Genomic DNA, 19542 nt, shown 5'->3' with positions numbered 1-19542 from the left:
CCTCGGGGGCGCCAAAGCGCCCCTTGTGGTTCAGGATTAAAGGTGTTTGACCCGGCGTTTAACCTCTTCCTGCTTGCCATGGTTAAACGGCCTGGCGTCCGGGCTGCCAAGGTAACCGCAGACCCGACGGGTCACAGATACCCGGCTAGGTTCATGGTTGCCACAGGAGGGGCAGACGAAACCCTTGCTGGTACAGGAAAACTCGCCGGTAAAGCCGCAGTCGTAACATTCATCGATGGGCGTGTTGGTGCCATAGTAAGGTACCCGGCTATAGCTGTAGTCCCACACGTTCTCCAACGCTTCCAGGTTGTGCTGCATGTTGGGGTATTCGCCGTAACAAATGAAGCCACCGGTGGCCAGCAGCGGATATGGCGCCTCGAAATCAATCTTGTCGTAGGGCGTAACCTTCTTTTCCACATCGAGGTGGAAACTGTTGGTGTAATACCCCTTGTCGGTGACACCGGGGATCACCCCAAACTCACTGGCATCTATCTTGGCAAAACGGCTGCACAGACTCTCGCTGGGAGTGCTGTAGAGACTGAAGCCATAACCGGTTTCGGCCTTCCAGCGCTTGGTGGCCGCCTGCATATGGGCCACTATGTCGAGCGCCTTTTGCCGCAGCCGGGCCGAATCGTAAAGGTGCTCTTCGGTGCCGTAGAGGGCATTGACGGTTTCGTGCAAACCAATGTAACCAAGGGATATTGAGGCGCGGCCGTTTTTGAAAATGGGCGCGATATCATCATCGGCCTTGAGCCTGACACCACAGGCGCCTTCCATATAGAGGATCGGCGCAACCCTGGCCTTAACCCCCTGCAAACGCTCGATACGGGTGTCGAGTGCCGTCCTCGCCGTGGCCAGACGTTCATCCAGCAGGCGGAAAAACTCGCTCTCATCGCCCTTGGCCAGCAAGGCAATTCGGGGCAGATTGAGGCTGACTACCCCCAGGTTATTACGGCCTTCGTGTTTGAGCTCACCATTTTCCTCATAAACCCCGAGGAAACTGCGACAGCCCATGGGCGTTTTAAAGGAGCCGGTCACCTTCTCCACCTGCTCGTAATTGAGGATGTCGGGATACATGCGCTGGGATGCACACTTCAACGCCAGTTGCTTGATGTCATAGTTGCAATCGCCGGCCTTGTGGTTAATCCCATCGCGAATGGCAAATACCAGTTTGGGGAATACCGCCGTCTTGCGATTACGTCCCAGGCCTTCGAGCCGCACCTGCAGGATTGACTGTTGGATTAACCTCGATTCCCAGCGGGTTCCCAGGCCAAAGCCAAAGGTGACAAAAGGGGTTTGGCCATTGGCGGTGTGCAGGGTATTGACCTCGTACTCCAGAGACTGGAATGCGTCGTGGCACTCTTTCTCTGTCAGGGCGATGGCGTAATCCTTGGCATCCTTGACACCCCAGGTCAGCGCGGTTTGGTAATGCTTCTCGTAGCTCTTGGCCACAAAGGGCGCCAGCACTTCATCGATGCGGTTGATTGTGGTGCCACCATAAATATGGCTTGCCACCTGGGCTATGATTTGCGCCGTTACCGCCGTGGCGGTGGAAATGGATTTTGGAGTCTCAATCTCGGCATTGCCCATTTTGAAGCCCCGGGTCAGCATGCCTTCCAGATCGATAAGCATACAGTTGAACATGGGGAAAAATGGTGCGTAATCAAGATCATGATAATGAATATCACCGGCCTCGTGGGCGGCCACCACATCCTTGGGCAGAATATGGCGCTTGGCATAGTGCTTGGCTATGATGCCGGCCAGCAGGTCCCTTTGGGTAGGGATGACCTTGGAGTCCTTGTTGGCATTTTCATGCAACAGGGCGGCGTTGGTCTGCTCCACCAGTGAGCGGATCTCCTGATTGAGCCTGCTGCTGGCCTCGCGGCACACGTCCCTGTCGTGACGGTACTCAATATAATGGCGGGCGACCTCCTTATAGGGGCCTTCCATCAGACAGTTTTCCACCGCCAACTGCAGCTCGTGGATGTGCACCTGCTGCAGGTGACTGACACCGGCATGCACCACTGCCGCCACTGTGGCGGCGTAGTCCACGTCCTCAATTCCCTCATGGGCAGAGGCCGCGATCACGGCATCACGGATACGGGTTTCATCAAACGGGGCTTGGCAACCATCCCTCTTTATCACGACCGGCATCTTCATTCCCTCTTGGCTCTGTTGAAATAAGCACCACATCATCTAGTGCTTTATATAGGCACAAACACAATATGTTGCGTATTAAGCGGCAAAGTGAATGACAATACCTTGATCTGGATCATGTAAGAAAACGCCTGTTGCCACAGGCAAAAATAAGCGATATTTTCGCTTCCAAGCCCTTGACCGAGCCGAATCCCACGGGTAGGAAAGCCGCCCTTTCAGACTGCTTCCGACAGAGAAATCAGCCGCAAGCATTTGAATTTAAAATGCTTGTTTATCGTCCCAGGGCTGCTTCAATCAAATGTGCCGACGCCATTACCGCGGCCTCGCCGGCGGCAATGGCTTCCCGGGCTCGATGGAACTCCATAGTGCCGATATCATTGACCTTGGGCAGCAGGCAGACATCGGGCGGATCCCCCATCAAGCGGGCCCGCTTGTGTCTTTGTTCGAGGATTTCCATGGACTGCGACATCACCGCCCACATGCCGGGATCGGAGTTGTTTCCAAGGGCAAATTTGTCGCTGAGATTGGAGACGTATTCCTTGCCGCGGGCGAGCAAATCCATAAAGCCATTGCCCTGGGATTCCAGGGCCCGGGACTGCTCCAGCGCCGACGACGTCTCGCTGCGGATCTCAATCGGAAATTCCGCATTGCGTTGGCGCCTGTGACCACTGAGATCGACGGCGATAACCACATCCACATCCATGGCGCGGCACACAGACACGGGCACGGGATTGACTACGGCACCGTCCACCAGCCAACGCTCCCCCAGGCGCACCGGCGGCAAAATGCCGGGCATGGAGCAGGAAGCCCGCACCGCCTGGCGCAGATCGCCTTCACGGATCCAGATTTCCTGGCCGCTGTAGAGATCCGTGGCCACGGCCGCAAAAGGAATGGCAAGGGCCTCAATCTGCAAGTCGCCAATGTGTGATTGCAACACATCAAACACCCGCTCGCCGCCGATAATGCCACCGCGGCGCCAGCTTAAATCCATCAGCCCCAGTACATCCCAGCTGGAAAATCCACTGACCCAGTTATCCAATTCCTGCAAGCGACCATTGGCATAGGCCGCCCCCACCAGGGCACCGACCGAACAACCGGCCACCTTATCGGGTTTCACCCCCAGTGCCAGCAAGGCCTTCAGAACCCCAATGTGGGCCCAACCCTTGGCGGCACCGCTGCCCAATGCCAGCCCTATGGTGGGAGACTTGGAGCTTGTATGGTTGCTGGTGCTGTTGGGGGCTGGCTTTGGGGTCATATGCTACGTCCTTTTGTGATACCGCTCAGATGGCAACTCCGGCGCGAATTGCCTGAATGCCATCAAGGTTAACAGCTTGGCGGGCGCATGAAAACGGCCACGACAGCAAGCAATTAGCGCAGGCAAAGCCGGTGTTCGCCGGCAGACTTTTGTCCGCCGGGGCTCATAAAGTTCGTGGCCGGGGCGCCAACTTGAGGGTATAATGTCCGGCTGAAATTTTTACCCGTGCCAAAAGCGCACGCCAACGGAGCCCTTCCTTTGCAATTTAGTGATTTTTCCCTCGACAAGCGTCTGCTGCAGAGCCTGAAACACATGGGGATAGAAACCCCCACAGCCGTCCAGGCCGGGGCCTTGCCCATCGCCCTCGCCGGCAAAGACTTGATGGCCTCATCCAAGACGGGTTCGGGGAAAACCCTGGCATTTTTGCTGCCGGCGTTGCAAAGGGTGATAGCGACCCGGGCACTGAGCAAGAAAGATCCGCGGGTGTTGATCTTGCTGCCGACCCGGGAGCTGGCCAATCAGGTTTATGCCCAACTCAGGCTCTTGGTGGCCAATACCCAGTACCGGGCTGCCAGCATTCTGGGAGGGGAAAACTTCAACGATCAGGCCAAGGCACTGGCAAAGGAACCGCATTTTATAGTCGCCACCCCCGGACGCATTGCCGATCATCTGGCCCAGCGCCATCTGTTTCTCAATGGTCTGGAGCTGCTGATCCTGGACGAAGCCGACCGTATGCTGGATCTTGGCTTTGCGCCCCAGCTCAGGGCCATCCATGCCGCCGCTGACCACAGACGGCGTCAAACCCTGATGTTTTCCGCCACCCTGGATCACAACGAGATCCATGCGCTGGCGGCCGAATTGCTCAACAATCCCGAGCATCTGGCCATAGATGCGGTCCACAGCGGTCACAAGGATATCAGTGAGCAGATTTTCCTTGCCGATCACCTGGACCACAAGGAAGCCCTGCTGCTTAAGCTGCTCGAAAGCCATCCCCATAAGCAGGCCATCATCTTTACCGCCACCCGCAGTGATACCGAGCGTCTGTCACAGCTGCTGCAGTCCAAGGACATCAAGGCTGCGGCCCTGTCCGGTGAGTTGCGCCAAAACCAGCGCAACCAGATCATGGATCAGTTCAGCCGGGGTCAGCAGCAGGTGCTGGTGACCACAGATCTGGCTTCCCGCGGTCTGGATCTGCTCAATGTGTCCCTGGTGATTAACTTCGACATGCCCAAGTTTGCCGAAGAATATGTGCATCGCATCGGCCGCACCGGTCGTGCCGGTAACCAGGGCGATGCGATTTCCCTGGTGGGTCCCAAGGACTGGGACAATTTCCTGGCGGTACAAAAACTGCTGCGCCGTGAATTTGATTTCAGCACCCTTGAGGGACTGGAGCCCAAGTTCAAGGGATTGGCGCCGAAAAAGCCTTCCCGCAGCAAGCCGGCAGCAACGGCCAAACCCAAAAGCAAACGTCCGGCCAAGACCAACGCGCCAAAAACCGCGCCCAAGCGGGACAAACGCTTTATTTCCGGCGTGGATGTGGGTGATGCGCCCATGGTCAAACGCAAAACACCGGCAGCCTGATGCCAACAGAATTCCAGTTTAAAATCAATTTATTAATAGGTGTAACATGAAAGTATGTGGCGTTGAACTCAAGGGCAGCGAAGCCATTATCAGTCTGCTGAGTAATGAAGGTGATACCTTCAATGTACCGGAGTGCCGCAAACAGTCCTTCACTGTCTCGGCATCCGAAACCCAGGAGGCCATCAGTGAGTTCCATTTTGCCTTCAAAAAGCTGATGGAAGATTACAAGGTGGAACACCTGGTCATCATCAGTCGCGAGCAAAAAGGCAAGTTGGCAGGCAGTGCCACCAGCTTTAAGCTTGAGGCCGCCATTCAGCTGGCTGGATTACCCGTGACCCTGTTGTCACCCGTCAGCATCAAGGAACAACTCAAGCGCAACCCGCCCCAGGTGGATTACGATGCGCTGGAGCTGAAACGCTTCCAACTGCCGGCGTTCGAGGCCGCCTACGCCTACATTAACGGTCGCATCTACGGCAAGCTCTGAGCCGATGCAATCCCTGCCCTATCTGGCCCATTACAGCGACAGTATTCGCCGGCAAGTATCAGACTTGCTGGCGGATAATAAACTGGGTCAGGTATTGGGCCGTCGCTACAGTGCCGAACACGAGATCCGCAGCGATAAGGCACTGTACGATTACACCCAGGCGCTGAAAAGCCGCTTTATGAAAAAGTCACCCCCCATAGCCCGGATCTGCTTCGACGATAAGCTCACCCTCAAACATCAGGCCCTGGGCCTGCACAGTTTCGTGTCCCGGGTTCAAGGGCAAAAGCTCAAGGCCAAACATGAGATCCGTATTGCCGGGCGCCTCAAGCAGGCACCGGAGCCCTTGTTGCGTATGGTGGTGGTACACGAACTGGCGCACCTCAGGGAAAAGGAACACAATAAGGCCTTTTACCAGCTCTGCTGCCACATGGAGCCGGACTATCATCAATTGGAATTCGATCTCAGGCTGCTGCTGACCGCCATCGACGCCAACCAATCACCTTTTTAATCCTGTGACCAGTTCCGCGTATTCAGCAACAAAACTTGACTGATAATGGTTTTCATTTAGAATTCAACCCAATCCAAGCAGCCGGGTTGTTCTCCATGGCCAAACTCAGCAAAAGCATCAGAAAGCTTTGTAAAAAGCATGCCAGAAAGGCCGTGCGCAACAAGGCGACTACCCTGATTGGCAAAGCCCGCAAGCATAAGGTGAAGGAGCTGAAGCAGACCTGGATGGCAGAGCTGCTGACCCAGGGCTGCGACAGCAAAAAGGCCGCCCGCAAGTATCTGAAGCAAGCCAGTCGCATTTCAATTGCGGCCAATGATCCGGCGCCGACAATCCTGTGTCTTACCCCCGCAACCAGTGCCCGCAGCTTTGCCCTTAAGCCTTTCAAAGCCTCACCCTGCTCAGGCTGCGCGGCCCGCCGTGGAGGTCTGTGCCAGTGTGCTCTCAAGTACGCCAGGCGCAACAAGGCCAGCTGAACCCGGATCTTTGCATAAAAAAAGCAGCCAACAGGCTGCTTTTTTTATGGCGAAAAAATGGCCGAAACTCTTATCCCAAACGCATCAGGGCCTGCCGTTCCCGCACCAAAGAGCTGAACTGGGCCAACTCTTTGGCGCTCAGTTGGCTGGCCATGGGAATATTGGCTTTCATGGGGTCAACCGGTTTACCGTTGACGTGGAATTCATAATGCAGGTGTGGCCCGGTTGAACGACCGGTATTGCCGGACAGTGCTATTACCTGGCCGCGGCTGACGCGCTGCCCCTTGTGCACCAGCGCCTTTGACAGATGCAGGTAACGGGTGCGGTACTTGTTACCATGCTCTATGACTATGTATTTTCCGGCAAACTGGTGATCTGTCACCATCACGACCACACCATCACCCGGTGCCACCACCTTGGTGCCTATGGGCGTCGCAAAATCGGTACCGTTATGGGGTGACACATGCCCTGTGACCGGATGCTTGCGTCTTGGGTTATAACGCGAACTTAATTTGTACTGTTTCGCCAGCGGAATGCGCTGGAAGGCCCTGGCCAGGCTCTGGCCCTGCTGGTCGTAGAAGTTGCCATCGGAATGCTGGAAGGCTGTGATATGACTGCGACCGCTGTCGATGCTGATCCCCAGGATTTGGCTGTTACCTGTGGACTCGCCTTCCACAAACTGATCGCTGAGCAGCACAGAAAAGCTATCACCGGCACGCAGGTCCCGGGCAAAATTGAGCTTCTCCTTCAGCAGGGTTTCCACTTTCTGGATTTGCGCTGCATCCAGTCCCATACGCTGGGCCGATACATAAAAAGAGCCGTGGATTTCACCGCTGATAATGCGCTGTTGCCAGTCGCCTTCAATCTCTACTTCATCGACACTGAAGCTGCCGTCTTCGTAACGATTGAATACCACCTGACGGGCGGCGTTAAACCAGAGTTGCAGCTTTTGCAGTTTGCCCTGTTCGTCGGTCCAAAAACTGATGCGGTTGCCCGGCATCAGGGTATCGAGCGCCAGAATGTTAAGATCGGCCTCCAACACCTTGTACATGGTTTGCTGATCGATTCCAGCCTTGGAAAACAGACCGCTGAGGGTGTCACCCGAGACTATGGTACGGACAAAGGCCGGCGTGTGCTCCACGGTCTGGGCCGGCAGGGGCGCACTGGAGATGTCCGGAACCAGGGATTCTATATCCAAATGCACGGGAATACGGCCACTGACCTGGGTCGGGCCGACCGGGGACAGCATGGCGACGCCCATGACCAGGCCCAGAGCCAACATCAAACGCTTGTGCAGCGGCGGCAAGGCAACAAGACGTTCAAGCAGCAAATTGTTCTTTATAGCAAATTCTGTCTGCAACCCTGAATATCCCCGTTTGGTTCGGCTTGGCGGCGAATAAATTCCAGTGAATAAAGCTGCGCGTAGCACAGTTCCAAAAAACTGTTATACCAAATTTTTACAGCAACACAACTGTAATTTATAACCTGACCTAGGGCAGATGCAGGCGAATTTCACTGCCGGCGGCGGCCTTGAGCACATCAATACGGGTCTGCAACTGCTCCTTCATTTCCGAGACGTGGGAAATGACGCCAATCATGCGGCCGCTGGCCTGCAGATCCATCAGGGTCCGAATAGCCATCTCCAGCGACTCCTGATCCAGACTGCCGAAACCTTCGTCGATAAACAGGGTGTCGAGTTTTATCCCCCCGGCGTAGGCCTGGACCACATCGGACAAGCCCAGCGCCAGTGACAACGCCGCCATAAAACTTTCGCCGCCACTGAGGGTTGCCACAGCCCTCACCTTGCCGCTGTAGGCGTCTTCCACCTCCAGCTCCAGTCCCGACGCCTTGTTACCCTTGGCCCTATCTTCCTTGCGCAGCAAACGGTACCGGCCCTTACTCATCAGTTGCAGGCGCTGGCTGGCCTCTCGCAACACATCATCAAGCAGCACGCTCAGGACAAAGCGTTGCAGACTGAGTTTGCTCTGGCTGTTGCCGTTGGCCACATCGGCCAGAGTTCCCACCAGAGCATATTGCGCGTCCAGCGCCCTGGCGCTATCCGCTTCCTGCTGCAATTGTCTGGCGGCATTGCCGAGCTCCTGCATGCGCCCATTGAGCCGCATCCATTGCTCATCGGATTGCTGAAAGCGAGCGTCGGCAGCCGACTTTTGGGCCGTCAGGGCATCCAGTTCCGGTGCTTGCCGCTCCTGCAATTTACGTTGCTGGGCCGCCAACTGTTCCCTGAGACTGTGCCTTTGCCTGTGCCAGTCCTGAATTTCCTGCTCAAGAGACTGTTGCTGTGTCTCACTGCGCCATGCGTCCTCAAGGGCAGCTGTATCGGCAAAACCGGAGGATTGCAGCGCCCGGGAAAACTCAGCATCGGCCTCTGCCAGCCGGCTTGTGACACGTTGATATTGCTGAGCCGTATCCTGAACCGCACCTTTTGCCCGCGCCAATTCATTGGAAGCCTCTTGATGCGCCGATACCAAGCTTTCCTGTTCAGTGGCTATGGAGGTCAGCAAAGTATTGATTGCCTCCAACCGGGCACTGAGGGCTCGGGGATGCTCCAGTTCGGCAAGTGCCTTGGGCATGGCCGCCAGGGTTGCCTTCCTGTTTTCAGTAAGTTGGATGAGTCGCTGATTGGCCTCTTCCACCTGCCGGGCGAGCTGCTCGGTTGTCTGCCGCTGGGTATGCCAGGCTTGCTCGGCCTTTGCTATATCGCCCCTGAGTTTATGCAGTGATTCACTGGCTGAGCTGGCATCGGCAAGGGCTAGTCTGAGCGACTGCAAATGCTGTTCATGGGCAGCCGGGGCTTGGGTCGCGGCTTCCCCCAGCTGTTCACTCAACTGCCTGAATTGCTGTTCCAGCTCCTTTAAGCGGGACTTGGTGTGGCTATAGTTGCTGCGGGTTTCCTGGTACTGCTGCAGAGCCTGTTGCTCCAACAGCCTGGCCGACTCCAACTCTTGCTGCGATGGCAGTTGCACCTCGGTTTGCGCGGGGCTTGGGTGGCTACAGCTGCCACAAACCGGGCATGGACTGCCTTGCTTGAGTTCATTTGCCAACATGGCGGCCTGACCTGTATGCCAGGCAAGCTCAAGGGTTTTGCGCTGGTTTTCGGTCTGTTCTTTGGCGGCCTTGGCTTCCAAGCCCTGTTTTTCGAGATCACCGAGTTGCCGATGGAGCGTCTGTTGCTGGCCCGCCAGAGCGTCCAATTGCCGAACCCGCTCCAGTATCACTTCCTGGCGCGCCAACTGTTCGGTCAATTCCACCCGTAAACTCGCCTTGGCCTCCAATGGGCTCACGGACTCGAGCATGGCTTGTCGGGATGCTTCCAAGCGGGCCAGCTCTTGCAGCCCCTGTTGTTGCTGCCCGCGGGCCGACTCCAGTTGGCTACCGGCCTGCGCCAACTGCCCCTCTATATCCTCAAGGGCGGCCATTCTCGGCTGCCAATCCTGCAACTGCTGCTGTTCCGCCAGCAGTGTTTGTTTTTGTGCATCCAACTCGGGCATCCTGGAGGCCGCATCGTTCGCGCGCACCAGTGCTTGCTCGGCAAGCCCCCTTGCTTCAAGCGCACTTTGCTGTTGCTGCGCGGCTTCCTGATTTTCCTGCTGCCGCTGCAGCAACTGACGCTTGAGCGGCATCAATTTTTCGGCCTGGCGTGCCAGGGTCAGTTGCGTTTCTTTGGCCGTTAGCTGCTCGCGGCCAGCTTCTATGATGGTCAGTTGCTGCCCCAAAAGGCTAAGCTGGGCAAATTCCTGAGCCAAGGCCTGAGCCTGGTCGAATGACCTGGTCGCCTCGGCCATGGCCGCCGCCGTGTTGTCCCGCACCAGCTTTGCCTGTGCCAGCTCGGGCGTCAGGGCGGCAATGGCCGCATCCAGTTCGTTCTGACTTTCAAGGCCCACGGTTTGCAGTATGCCGGTGCGGCGCGAATCCAGATCCCGCTTTTGCCCCTTGATGTCCAACGCCTGCTGCTTCAGACGCTCTTCAATACGGCGATACACATGGGTCTGAAACAGTTGGCTGAAAATCTTTTCCCGCTCCTTGGAGTCGGCCAGCAACAACTCACGAAACTTACCCTGGGGCAAGACCATAACCTGGCGGAACTGGTCCACATCCAGCCCGGTCAGTTCCTCAATCAAACTGGTGGCATCGCTGACCTTGCTGGCCACCAGCACCTCTCGGCGTCCGTCAGTATGGATACGGCATAGTTCTGCCTCGGCCTTTTGCACCGTGCTGCCATCGCCGCGACTTTTAGCCCGCAACTGCTCCGGGATCCGGCGCACCAAATAACGTCTGTCGCCCAGTTCAAACTCAAAGCTGACCTCGGTCAGAAGACCATCATCGGCGGTATCGCAACGCATCTGGCTGGCTTCACGTTCGTTTCCCGTGGTCTTGCCGTAGAGTGCATAACAGATAGCATCCAGGATGCTGGTTTTCCCAGCCCCGGTGAGCCCGTTGATCAGAAACAGCGGGTTACTGCCGAGGACGCTGAAGTCGATGGTTTGCCGGTCAGCAAAGGGGCCAAAGGCGCACAGTTCCAGTGTCAGTGGTCTCATCGACTTTCCTCCCGGTGCAGCGCTTCAATAAGTTCGGTCATCAGCTGCCGCTGCGCATCACTCATGGGCTCGCCCTGGACCTGGCTGAAAAAGTCGCTGAACATGTCCAATTCGCCCTTTTGCACCCTATCCCGCTCCACGTCACCACTGGCCTGCCTGGCCATCAGTCCGGTGCGTTCAAGGTGCAGCACATTGGGATAATGGCTTCTGAGTTTGCCCATGGGATCAAGCAGCGCCTGGGTATCAAGCAGGCGCACCATGAGATAGTCTTCACGGCCGGGATCGGTTGGTGCCTGTTCCAGCAACTGTTGCAAATAACCTTCAATAATGCGCACATCGCGCCTGGGAGTCAGCGGCAGCAGCTCGATGACGGCAGGTTGCCCCGCTTGCAATTCCACCAGGGTTACAGACTTGTTCTGGTGCTGCTCGCTGAAGGAGTATTTGAGCGGTGAGCCCGAATAGCGCACATGGGGGGAGCCCTTAAATTGGGGCCCGTGCAAATGTCCCAGAGCGGCGTAATCAAAAGCACTGAACAGCATTGGGTCGATACGATCGGCACCGCCTATGCTGAGCGGTCGCTCTGAGTCTGAGCCGCTGCCGCCATCGAGAAAACAGTGTGCCACCACAACCTTGGGCAGTCCGTCGCCGTTTTGGCCCAGCACCTCATCGAGCAGCAGGGCCATGACGTCCTGATGGCTGCTGACCTCAACCTCAAACAACTGGCGCACCATGGCGGGTTCTGCATAAGGAATGGGATAAAACAGGGCGGCGCCGGAATCACTTTCTATTCTGACGGGCTTGATATGACGCTCCAGCGGTCCACAAATGTGCAGTCCGCTACCACTCATCTGCCTGGCGCCAAAGCCAAGACGCTCGTGGCTGTCATGGTTTCCGGCGATCATGATGACGGGGATCTTGAGCTCCAGCAGCAGGGTGTCGAGGAAGCGATTGAGCAGGGCCACGGCATTGGCAGGCGGAATAGCCCTGTCGTAGATGTCACCTGCCACCACCAGGGCATCCACCCCGTGCTCAGCGGCCAGTGAGGCAATCTGCTGCAGCATCAATGCTTGCTCATCAAGCAGCGATTCATTATGCAGTTGCCGGCCAATATGCCAATCTGAGGTATGGATAAATTTCATCTGGATGTCCCTATCGGGTGAAACTGCGGCTATCGATCTTAAGGGCAAAAAAAACAGGTTGCACCGGCTCAGAAACTCCACTGGTATTGGCTGGCCAACAACTTGATACTCATGGCAACGGACATACACACCACCAATGGCTTGATAATGAGGGTACCCTTGGTGACAACCAGTCGGGAACCCAGAGAGGCGCCCAGGGCCTGACCACCGAGCATCATCAATCCCAGCATCCACACCACCTTGCCGCCGAGAGCAAAGAACAACAGCGAGGCAATGTTGGTGGCAAAGTTGAGCACCTTGGCGTGAGCGGTGGCCTTGGCCAGGCCAAACCCCGCCAGGGACACAAATGCCAATGCAAAGAAGCTGCCGGTGCCGGGGCCAAAGAAGCCATCGTAGAACCCTACCCCAAGTGCCGCGGTCAAGGCAAACAGCCCCGGGGTCAGCAATTGATGGCGGTCCTCTTCTGAGATCTTTTTGGAAAACAGAAAGTAAGCACCTATGGCCAGCATAAGAAACGGCAACACCCGCGCCAGAATGCCGGCATCTATTAGTTGCACTGCTATGGTGCCACATGCAGAACCGACAAAGGCTGCCAAAATGGACATTTTAAGTGCAGCGAGATCCACCATACCCTTACGGACAAAATACAGACTGGCGAAAAAGCTGCCACCACAGGCCTGCAGTTTATTGGTCGCCAGCGCCGCTGTTGGCGGCAATCCGGCCCACATCAACGCCGGTATGGTCAGCAGACCGCCACCGCCGGCGATGGCATCGATAAAACCGGCCAGGGTTGCCGCCGCCACCAGTAAAGCGGCCATTTCCAGGGTCAGTTGAACATCCATGGGTACGTATCAAACTCCGGGGATGGTCGGCACACCGACCTGTAAGCCGATGATGCAGAAGTCAGTGGTCACTGTCACTGCTGTCATGGCAAGAAAAAGCCACCCCGAAAGGTGGCCAGGTTCAAGACAACTCAGTGATGGCAATGGTCGCCACATTCGTGGTCGTCATCCTCATCATCCATGAATTCGTCATCACCTTCCTGATGCTGCATCACACCCCAACCGTCGGTCATACCATCATATTCAGCGGCAAATGTGTTGAGTTCGGTTTCCTTGGCGACCAGGGCATCGTATTCAGGCACCATATTGATGGTGACTATCAGTTCCCACTTTTCCAGCTCATCGCTGAAATTCAGCTCCAGCTCACCCTGTGCCTCAGACTGGCTCAAATCTTCCAATGCCGATTCGGCATCACGCTGATCGTCAAATACCAGAAAAAAATCCACATCAAGGGGCTGGCTTAAATCTATGCCGGCCTCTTGCATGGCTGCCAACATTTGACCGTTATCATCATCCGGAAATTGCATTATGACTTTCCTCTTACGCTGCAACGATTTGCACTGTTTGTCCCTGGAAGCTGACCACATCACCGGGCAGCAGTTTTTTACGTTTGCGGGTTTCCACCTCACCATTGACGCTGACCAAGCCCTCGGCTATCACGTGCTTTGCCAGGCCACCATCACTGCACATACCCTGTGCTTTCAATACCTTATACAGTTCAATATAGTCATCCCCGGCATGCAGGGACAAGGTTTGGATTGATTCGCTCACGCGAGGACTCCATAGGTTGCAGAAATTGGGTGGCATTATACCAGCAGTTCATAACCGGCGGCAGGAATTAGTGTCAGGCCAACAGGCCGTAAATGCAGTCATCATGCCATTGACCACCGATAAGCGTATGTTGCTTCAGTAGCCCTTCCTGCTGAAAACCACACTTTTCCAACACTCTTCTGGAACCCAGGTTATCTGCAGCACACCAGGCGATAAATTTGTGTATCCCATACACATGGCGGCCCCAGTCAATCACGGCCTGGGTTGCCTCGGTGGCAAAACCCTGGCCCTGGGCTTCCGGCGCCAATAAATAGCCCACTTCGGCGCGCTTTGATACGCCGTCTTCGCAATGGAACCCCGTGTAACCGACAAACCGACCATCCAGGGTCTCTATCACCAAGGTCAGCCAAAGTCCCGACTCGTAATACCAGGGTAAGTGCCTTTGATTGAATTTTTCCTCAATCACGGCCAGGGGTTCGATGTCGCGCACCAAGCGGTTCACCGACTCATCGAGATGCAATCGGATAAAGTCGGGCTTATCTGTTTCCCTGAGATTACGCAACCTCAGCCTGTCGGTATAGAGTTCAACTTCCACTTTGTCTTCTCCCATGAAAAACGGCAGCTTAGCTGCCGTTTTCACTTTACCCTCTGCTGGTCACTTCCAGCAAGTGGTAACCAAATTGGGTTTTGACCGGCCCCTGAACCTGATTCAGTGGGGCACTGAACACCACTTCATCGAACTCACGCACCATCATGCCCGGTCCGAAGGAACCCAAATCGCCCCCTTGAGCCCCGGATGGACAGGAGGAATGGCGTTTGGCCAATTCGGCAAAATCAGCCCCCTCGAGGATTTGTTGTTTCAGTGCCTGGCACTGCTCCTCGGTATCGACCAACAAGTGTCTGGCAGTGGCTTGAACCATGGTAAAGCTCCTTAAAGTTACTAGATATCTGTGGGCGCCCAACGACTGTCCCTAAACTGCACCAAGCCAGTATAGGGACAGTGATGGCCCGTGAACAAGCTTTCAAGGACAATCAGCTCAGAGAAGCAATCCAACGTTCTATCTTTTGTTCCATGACCGCCATGGGCAAGGAACCTGAGGTCAGGATTTGATCGTGGAACGCCTTGAGGTCAAACTTCGCGCCCAATTCCTTTTCTGCATGGGCCCTGAGTTCCAATATCTTCAATTGCCCCACCTTGTAGGACAGTGCCTGGCCTGGAATGGCCATATAACGCTCCACTTCGGCCACAATATCAGACTCGGCCATAGGCGAATTATCCTTCATGTACTGGATGGCCTGTTCGCGGCTCCAGCCTTTGGCGTGCAAGCCGGTATCCACCACCAGGCGCATGGCCCTGAGCATTTCGTCTGACAGTTTGCCAAAGTACTGGTAAGGGTCGGTAAACAGCCCCATCTCAATCCCCAGATACTCGGCGTACAGGGCCCAGCCCTCTTCAAAGGCGGTATAACCACTGAAACGCTGGAACTCAGGCACTCCAGTCAGTTCCTGCTTGATGGCAATCTGGAAATGATGTCCGGGAGCGGCCTCATGCAACGACAGCGTGGTCAAGCCCCATTTGGGTTGAGCCTTGAGATTGAAGGTATTGATATAAAATACCCCGGGACGACTGCCATCGACGGCAGGAGCTTCATAGGATGCGCCCGCGGCTGATTGTTCACGGAAACTTTCCACCGGCTTGACGACGTAATCGGCCTTGGGTTTGACATTAAAGTAACTGGGCAACACAGCATTAATCTTGTCTTTGAGTTGCATATAGCCGTCGATAAGCCCCTGACGCTCTTCGAAAAAGTATTGAGGCTCAGAGGAAAGGCTGGCAAAGAAAGCCTTGAGGTCGCCCTCAAATCCGACTTGCTGGCGCACCTTGTCCATTTCCGACAAAATACGTGCAACTTCATTAAGACCGGTTTGATGTATTTCATCAACCGACTTGTCAGTCGTGGTATGCATATTGGCCAAATGTTGGTACCACTGCTTGCCATTTGGCAGCCCCCACCAACCATCTGTTGACCGGGCTGCCGGCAGGTAGCTCTGGCTGAGGAACAGCTCCATTTTCGCCAGCGCCGGCAGCAGCTTATCCTTAATCATGCTTTGATATTGTGCGGTCAGCTTCGCCTTATCCTCTTCACTGAAGTCTTCAGGAAGCTTAACTATGGGAGCGTAGAAGACACTGTCTTCGACCTTTTCAACCTGTTGCGCCTTGAATTGGGGGAGCATTCGCTCGACCAACACTCTTGGCAATACGACCTTGCTGGCCATGCCTTCCTGCATTCTCTGCTCGGCCAAAGCCAACCATTCGATAAAGCCATCAACCCTTGATCCCCAGTTGAGATAGTCCTGAACCGTGGCAAACGGCTGCGCGCTCTCACCGCTGCCCAATTGCACCATGGTGATCACTGTACTGTAGAACTGGTTCATGGGCAGGAAGCGGCTGGGGAAGGTTTCTGCTGTCAGCGCGGTGTTACGATCGTAGATAAAGAGATCGTAGCTAAGTTGCAGATCTGCAGGTAATTGGCTTCTGTCTATCTTCCTGGCCTGCTGCAAATAGCCGCTGTTAAAGTCGTGGCGGGCTTTCAAGTATTCTTCGGTCAGATTATTGCCAAAAACACTGTTGTAATCGTTAACCCCGATGAAAGTGGCATCCAGTGGCTCGAGTTTTAAATAGTCTTTAAAAAAACTGTCAACCAAAGCCTGATATTGGGAAGCCGCAGAGACCTCAACCTGCACCTGTGTCTGTGTGCTATCAGAGTTAGCCTTTGAGGTGACTGAATTATCACCACACCCTGTAAGTACGATGCCGATGCTGAAAGCCAGCAATGCCTTTTTCATATTATATGTCTCCGTTTATCTCTGCTGTCGCTGGAGTTTTCTATACTGGAATTAGATACGTTTTTGGAGTCGCACCATGATCTATTCATTTCGCAACTCCGGATTCAGGGATCCAGAAACCGGCGTCTATAACCAAACCTATTTCATGGAAGTCTTTCACAGGGAATGGCATAGACACTTAAGGGAAAACCAGAGTTTAGCCCTGCTCTATCTGTGCCCCAATATACATGAAACCAGCGACCAACCCCATCTGTTGGAACTCTTTACCAATGAAATTCAAAATACCCTGAAACGGGCAACAGATTTAATCGCCAGATTGGATAAGGAACACTTTGCCTTGGGGCTGTTCAATATAGATGCAGAGGGCACAGCCATAGTAGCTAAGCGCATTGAAGAGCAAATTACTGAGTTCAAGTCCAAATATGGCAAAGATAAAAGCCTGATGCACAACTACAAACTGATTGCTTGTATTTGCCACCCGAGTAAAGACAACAAAATTGAAACCTTATTCAACAGCACCGAGGCACTGTGTAAGAAAATCGAGTCTGATCCTCATCAACACATTGTATTGGAAAGGCTACAGTAAAAAAGAAGCCACCCTAGGGTGGCTTCTTTTTATAAGCTTCGCTTATCTGATGAATTACAACGTGATCTTGTGGATCCTTGCCTTTTCTTCAATATAAGCAATGTAGCTCTTGGCGCTGCGCTCGGTCTTCTTGTCATTGGCAGCCAACTTGGCTTCCTTGTAGGCTGACTTGTACTGTTTCAGACTCAGATGAGCCAGAGCCAGTTCAAAGTGCGCCTCACCGGGATTATCCAAACCGGCTTCGACAGACTTCTGCAGAACAGGAATAGCTTCGCTGTATTTCTGGTCCAGAGCCAACAAACGCCCCTGTTTCAGATAAAGCTTACCATCATTGTTTACAGCGGCGGCTTTACCATAGTACCCGGCAGCTTCCTTCAGTTCCTTGGCGTTATGGTAAAAACCCGCCAGAATACTCAAGTTTTTCTCGTTGGACTCAACGAGTCCTTCTTTGAGGTGCTTTTCAAACACCTTGGCTGCGCGATAGGGTGAGCCGTTTTGAGCCAACAACTGGGTATAGCGGGTTACGTTGCCTGCTGTTTCCAGGAAGCCATTGCGGTAAGACAAATCATAGGTCGCGAGCGACTTGGGATAGTCTTCGGTCAACAGATAAAACTGTGCCAATTGAACCCACAGCGTTTTGTCCTCCTGGAACAAAGGCACCATGATTTCCAATACCTTAACGGCATCCTTGTACTGCTTCTTGTTGAAGTAAGCAGTCAGCTTCATCTGATAAAGACCTTTATCAGGTGAAGTGGCATGGGCAAGACCTTGGTCAGCGACAGACAGAACCTTATCCCACTCTTTCAGTTCGGTATAAGCAACGCCAATACGACGGTACACTGTTGAGTCATCTTTCTTACAGGAGAAATCCATCCATTTGTAATAATAACCAATGGCTTCTTTGAATTTCTTTTCCTGCAACAGCAAGTCTGCGTAAAGCTTCATGGTGCCCGCATGGTCAGTACCACCAAGAATATCCGCATCAACGGCGCTCTTGAGGTATTTGATCGCGGTTCCCATCTGGCCTTTCTCGGCATAGAAGTTACCCAGCATGCGATCGACGTAAGCTTTGTCGAAATCATTCTTGGGGTTGGCTTCCAGCAAGATGGCTATCGCTTCATCCAACTTACCGTCGGTGTAGGACTGAAAGGACTTCTGTACTTTCTTGGCAGCGCTTTCGCCCACAGCTTTGGACTGGCGCAGTTCCATTGGACACTTGTCAGCTGCGTTGGCAACTGGCGAAAATGCCAAACCGGCTGAAAAGGACAGCAATAAAGCGCTGGCAAGCTTATTCACTTGACGCATTACTTACCTCCTTTATCCAGTTTAAAGTCCAACTGAACCGTCATACCGGGTTGCTTCATGGGCTTACCATCAACAATCTTCGGCTTGTATTTCCACTTTTTGAGGGCGCGAATAGCTTCTTTATCAAACAGACGCTTGGGTTCTGCCTGGATAACTTCCACATCATCTACGCCACCAAGTTCGTTGATCGTAAAGCGCAACTGCACCCAGCCTTCCTTACCGTCACGAGCCGCAGCAATAGGGTACTGAGGTTCGATACGCACGATAGGAGTCGCATCACCGTCACGGGTCATCATGTTACCCAGCTTAAATCCTGTGCTGGGACCACCTGCTGCAATGCCGCCCATATTGAAGGACATTGAGGTGTCTATGTTAGACGACGTGTCCGGCGGTGTTGTATCCGGCTTAGGTGGTTGCTCCGGTGGTGGCGGCGGCTTAGGTACTACCCTCGGCTTGTTCTGAGCTTTGGAGTCCTGACGGTCCATGGTGATTTCAATCACCGGTGACTCGGTTGAGGTGTCGGCGCGCTGTGCGCCGCCACCTACCAGGAATGCCATAAACCAAAATAAGCCGAAAGTTACAGTAGCACCAATAATGATAGATACTAGTGCTCTCAACATATCAGTCGTTCCCCGCAGATACAGCTATCTTATCGATACCAGCAGCTTTGACTTGATCCAGCACTTTGACAACCAGACCGTGTTGGGCCTCTTTGTCCGCCTGGATAAGCACTGATGCTTCTGGGGCTTCGGCCAACATACGCTCTACGTTTGCTGTCACGCGCTCAACGTCCACCTGACGGTTTTCCATCATGATGACGCCGGTCTTGCTGACGCCAATAAAGATGTTTGCCGAAGGCTTCTTGGTCGCTTGGGCCGCTGGTGGTTTGTTGTAATCCAGACCAGATGGCTTCACGAAGGATGTAGTTACGATGAAGAAGATCAGCATGATGAACACGATGTCCAGCATCGGGGTCATATCGATCTGTGCTTCCTCATCTACATTGGAATGCTTTTTACGAGCCATGTTCAATCTCTC

19 protein-coding genes are annotated in these 19542 nt (G+C 54.3%); 5 read left to right on the top strand and 14 right to left on the bottom strand.

Features of this window, described 5'->3' with window-relative positions; translation table 11 throughout:
* Positions 1-36: 36 nt before the first annotated feature.
* Complete coding sequence (gene nrdD / locus JYB85_RS06810; protein ID WP_207381585.1) at positions 37-2154, bottom strand: anaerobic ribonucleoside-triphosphate reductase; 2118 nt, start codon at positions 2152-2154, stop codon at positions 37-39.
* Positions 2155-2428: 274 nt separating this feature from the next.
* Complete coding sequence (gene rssA, locus JYB85_RS06805) at positions 2429-3412, bottom strand: patatin-like phospholipase RssA (protein ID WP_207381584.1); 984 nt, start codon at positions 3410-3412, stop codon at positions 2429-2431.
* Positions 3413-3670: 258 nt separating this feature from the next.
* On the opposite strand from rssA, the gene JYB85_RS06800 reads away from it, so the two are divergent.
* The 4 genes from JYB85_RS06800 (at position 3671) to JYB85_RS06785 (ending at position 6458) form a co-directional block, all read left to right on the top strand.
* The gene (locus JYB85_RS06800; protein WP_207322613.1) at positions 3671-4993 is read left to right on the top strand and encodes a DEAD/DEAH box helicase; all 1323 of its coding nucleotides are present in this window, start codon (positions 3671-3673) and stop codon (positions 4991-4993) included.
* 46 nt (positions 4994-5039) lie between these two features.
* A complete protein-coding gene (locus JYB85_RS06795; protein WP_207381583.1) occupies positions 5040-5477 on the top strand; it encodes a DUF3010 family protein in 438 nt (145 codons plus the stop codon).
* Positions 5478-5481: 4 nt separating this feature from the next.
* Entirely contained in the window at positions 5482-5985 is a 504-nt protein-coding gene (locus JYB85_RS06790; protein ID WP_207322611.1) for a M48 metallopeptidase family protein, read from the top strand.
* A 95-nt stretch (positions 5986-6080) separates the two neighbouring features.
* Complete coding sequence (locus JYB85_RS06785) at positions 6081-6458, top strand: hypothetical protein (protein WP_207381582.1); 378 nt, start codon at positions 6081-6083, stop codon at positions 6456-6458.
* A gap of 70 nt (positions 6459-6528) precedes the next feature.
* Here the strand turns inward: JYB85_RS06785 and JYB85_RS06780 are convergent, their stop codons facing one another.
* From JYB85_RS06780 to JYB85_RS06740, 9 genes are all read right to left on the bottom strand, one after another.
* Positions 6529-7818 carry a peptidoglycan DD-metalloendopeptidase family protein gene (locus JYB85_RS06780; RefSeq protein WP_407695878.1) on the bottom strand — a complete coding sequence of 430 codons (1290 nt, stop codon included), beginning with the start codon at positions 7816-7818 and terminating at the stop codon, positions 6529-6531.
* A gap of 130 nt (positions 7819-7948) precedes the next feature.
* Complete coding sequence (locus JYB85_RS06775) at positions 7949-11014, bottom strand: AAA family ATPase (RefSeq protein WP_207381581.1); 3066 nt, start codon at positions 11012-11014, stop codon at positions 7949-7951.
* Complete coding sequence (locus tag JYB85_RS06770; RefSeq protein WP_207381580.1) at positions 11011-12153, bottom strand: exonuclease SbcCD subunit D; 1143 nt, start codon at positions 12151-12153, stop codon at positions 11011-11013. Before JYB85_RS06770 ends, JYB85_RS06775 begins: the two co-directional genes overlap by 4 nt.
* Positions 12154-12221: 68 nt before the next feature.
* A complete protein-coding gene (locus tag JYB85_RS06765) occupies positions 12222-12995 on the bottom strand; it encodes a TSUP family transporter (RefSeq protein WP_207381579.1) in 774 nt (257 codons plus the stop codon).
* A 131-nt stretch (positions 12996-13126) separates the two neighbouring features.
* Complete coding sequence (locus JYB85_RS06760; RefSeq protein ID WP_207381578.1) at positions 13127-13522, bottom strand: ribonuclease E inhibitor RraB; 396 nt, start codon at positions 13520-13522, stop codon at positions 13127-13129.
* Positions 13523-13535: 13 nt separating this feature from the next.
* Positions 13536-13766 (bottom strand): RNA-binding S4 domain-containing protein, encoded by a 231-nt coding sequence (locus JYB85_RS06755; protein WP_228289709.1) that lies wholly within the window; start codon positions 13764-13766, stop codon positions 13536-13538.
* A 73-nt stretch (positions 13767-13839) separates the two neighbouring features.
* Complete coding sequence (locus tag JYB85_RS06750) at positions 13840-14376, bottom strand: GNAT family N-acetyltransferase (RefSeq protein WP_207381577.1); 537 nt, start codon at positions 14374-14376, stop codon at positions 13840-13842.
* Between the two features lie 31 nt (positions 14377-14407).
* Entirely contained in the window at positions 14408-14686 is a 279-nt protein-coding gene (locus tag JYB85_RS06745; RefSeq protein ID WP_207322603.1) for a peptidylprolyl isomerase, read from the bottom strand.
* Positions 14687-14798: 112 nt separating this feature from the next.
* On the bottom strand, positions 14799-16613 hold the full coding sequence (locus tag JYB85_RS06740; protein ID WP_207381576.1) for a DUF885 domain-containing protein: 1815 nt from the start codon (positions 16611-16613) through the stop codon (positions 14799-14801).
* Positions 16614-16689: 76 nt separating this feature from the next.
* Here JYB85_RS06740 and JYB85_RS06735 point away from each other — a divergent pair, with 76 nt between their 5' ends.
* A complete protein-coding gene (locus JYB85_RS06735; protein WP_207381575.1) occupies positions 16690-17199 on the top strand; it encodes a diguanylate cyclase domain-containing protein in 510 nt (169 codons plus the stop codon).
* Positions 17200-17253: 54 nt separating this feature from the next.
* On the opposite strand, the gene JYB85_RS06730 is transcribed toward JYB85_RS06735, so the two are convergent.
* Genes JYB85_RS06730 through JYB85_RS06720 form a run of 3 tightly spaced genes read right to left on the bottom strand, consistent with a single transcriptional unit; the run spans position 17254 to position 19530 of the window.
* Positions 17254-18504, bottom strand: a complete 1251-nt coding sequence (locus JYB85_RS06730) for a tetratricopeptide repeat protein (protein ID WP_207381574.1) — start codon at positions 18502-18504, stop codon at positions 17254-17256.
* Entirely contained in the window at positions 18504-19124 is a 621-nt protein-coding gene (locus JYB85_RS06725; RefSeq protein ID WP_207381573.1) for an energy transducer TonB, read from the bottom strand. The genes JYB85_RS06730 and JYB85_RS06725 overlap by 1 nt, the downstream gene beginning before the upstream one ends.
* 1 nt (position 19125) lies before the next feature.
* Positions 19126-19530, bottom strand: coding sequence for an ExbD/TolR family protein (locus tag JYB85_RS06720; protein ID WP_207381572.1), 405 nt, complete (start codon positions 19528-19530; stop codon positions 19126-19128).
* Positions 19531-19542 lie beyond the last annotated feature (12 nt).

Source organism: Shewanella sedimentimangrovi (assembly GCF_017354965.1).
Taxonomy (GTDB): Bacteria; Pseudomonadota; Gammaproteobacteria; order Enterobacterales; family Shewanellaceae; genus Shewanella; species Shewanella cyperi.
The sequence above is the reverse complement of the archived record's forward strand: the minus strand, read 5'-3'. Positions and strand labels throughout refer to the sequence as shown.

Coding starts and splice junctions, on each gene's coding strand:
- nrdD (WP_207381585.1), bottom strand. CDS start 2,154: ATGCCGGTCGTGATAAAGAGGGATGGTTGCCAAGCCCCGTTTGATGAA.
- rssA (WP_207381584.1), bottom strand. CDS start 3,412: ATGACCCCAAAGCCAGCCCCCAACAGCACCAGCAACCATACAAGCTCC.
- JYB85_RS06795 (WP_207381583.1), top strand. CDS start 5,040: ATGAAAGTATGTGGCGTTGAACTCAAGGGCAGCGAAGCCATTATCAGT.
- JYB85_RS06790 (WP_207322611.1), top strand. CDS start 5,482: ATGCAATCCCTGCCCTATCTGGCCCATTACAGCGACAGTATTCGCCGG.
- JYB85_RS06785 (WP_207381582.1), top strand. CDS start 6,081: ATGGCCAAACTCAGCAAAAGCATCAGAAAGCTTTGTAAAAAGCATGCC.
- JYB85_RS06775 (WP_207381581.1), bottom strand. CDS start 11,014: ATGAGACCACTGACACTGGAACTGTGCGCCTTTGGCCCCTTTGCTGAC.
- JYB85_RS06770 (WP_207381580.1), bottom strand. CDS start 12,153: ATGAAATTTATCCATACCTCAGATTGGCATATTGGCCGGCAACTGCAT.
- JYB85_RS06765 (WP_207381579.1), bottom strand. CDS start 12,995: ATGGATGTTCAACTGACCCTGGAAATGGCCGCTTTACTGGTGGCGGCG.
- JYB85_RS06760 (WP_207381578.1), bottom strand. CDS start 13,522: ATGCAATTTCCGGATGATGATAACGGTCAAATGTTGGCAGCCATGCAA.
- JYB85_RS06750 (WP_207381577.1), bottom strand. CDS start 14,376: ATGGGAGAAGACAAAGTGGAAGTTGAACTCTATACCGACAGGCTGAGG.
- JYB85_RS06745 (WP_207322603.1), bottom strand. CDS start 14,686: ATGGTTCAAGCCACTGCCAGACACTTGTTGGTCGATACCGAGGAGCAG.
- JYB85_RS06740 (WP_207381576.1), bottom strand. CDS start 16,613: ATGAAAAAGGCATTGCTGGCTTTCAGCATCGGCATCGTACTTACAGGG.
- JYB85_RS06735 (WP_207381575.1), top strand. CDS start 16,690: ATGATCTATTCATTTCGCAACTCCGGATTCAGGGATCCAGAAACCGGC.
- JYB85_RS06730 (WP_207381574.1), bottom strand. CDS start 18,504: ATGCGTCAAGTGAATAAGCTTGCCAGCGCTTTATTGCTGTCCTTTTCA.
- JYB85_RS06725 (WP_207381573.1), bottom strand. CDS start 19,124: ATGTTGAGAGCACTAGTATCTATCATTATTGGTGCTACTGTAACTTTC.
- JYB85_RS06720 (WP_207381572.1), bottom strand. CDS start 19,530: ATGGCTCGTAAAAAGCATTCCAATGTAGATGAGGAAGCACAGATCGAT.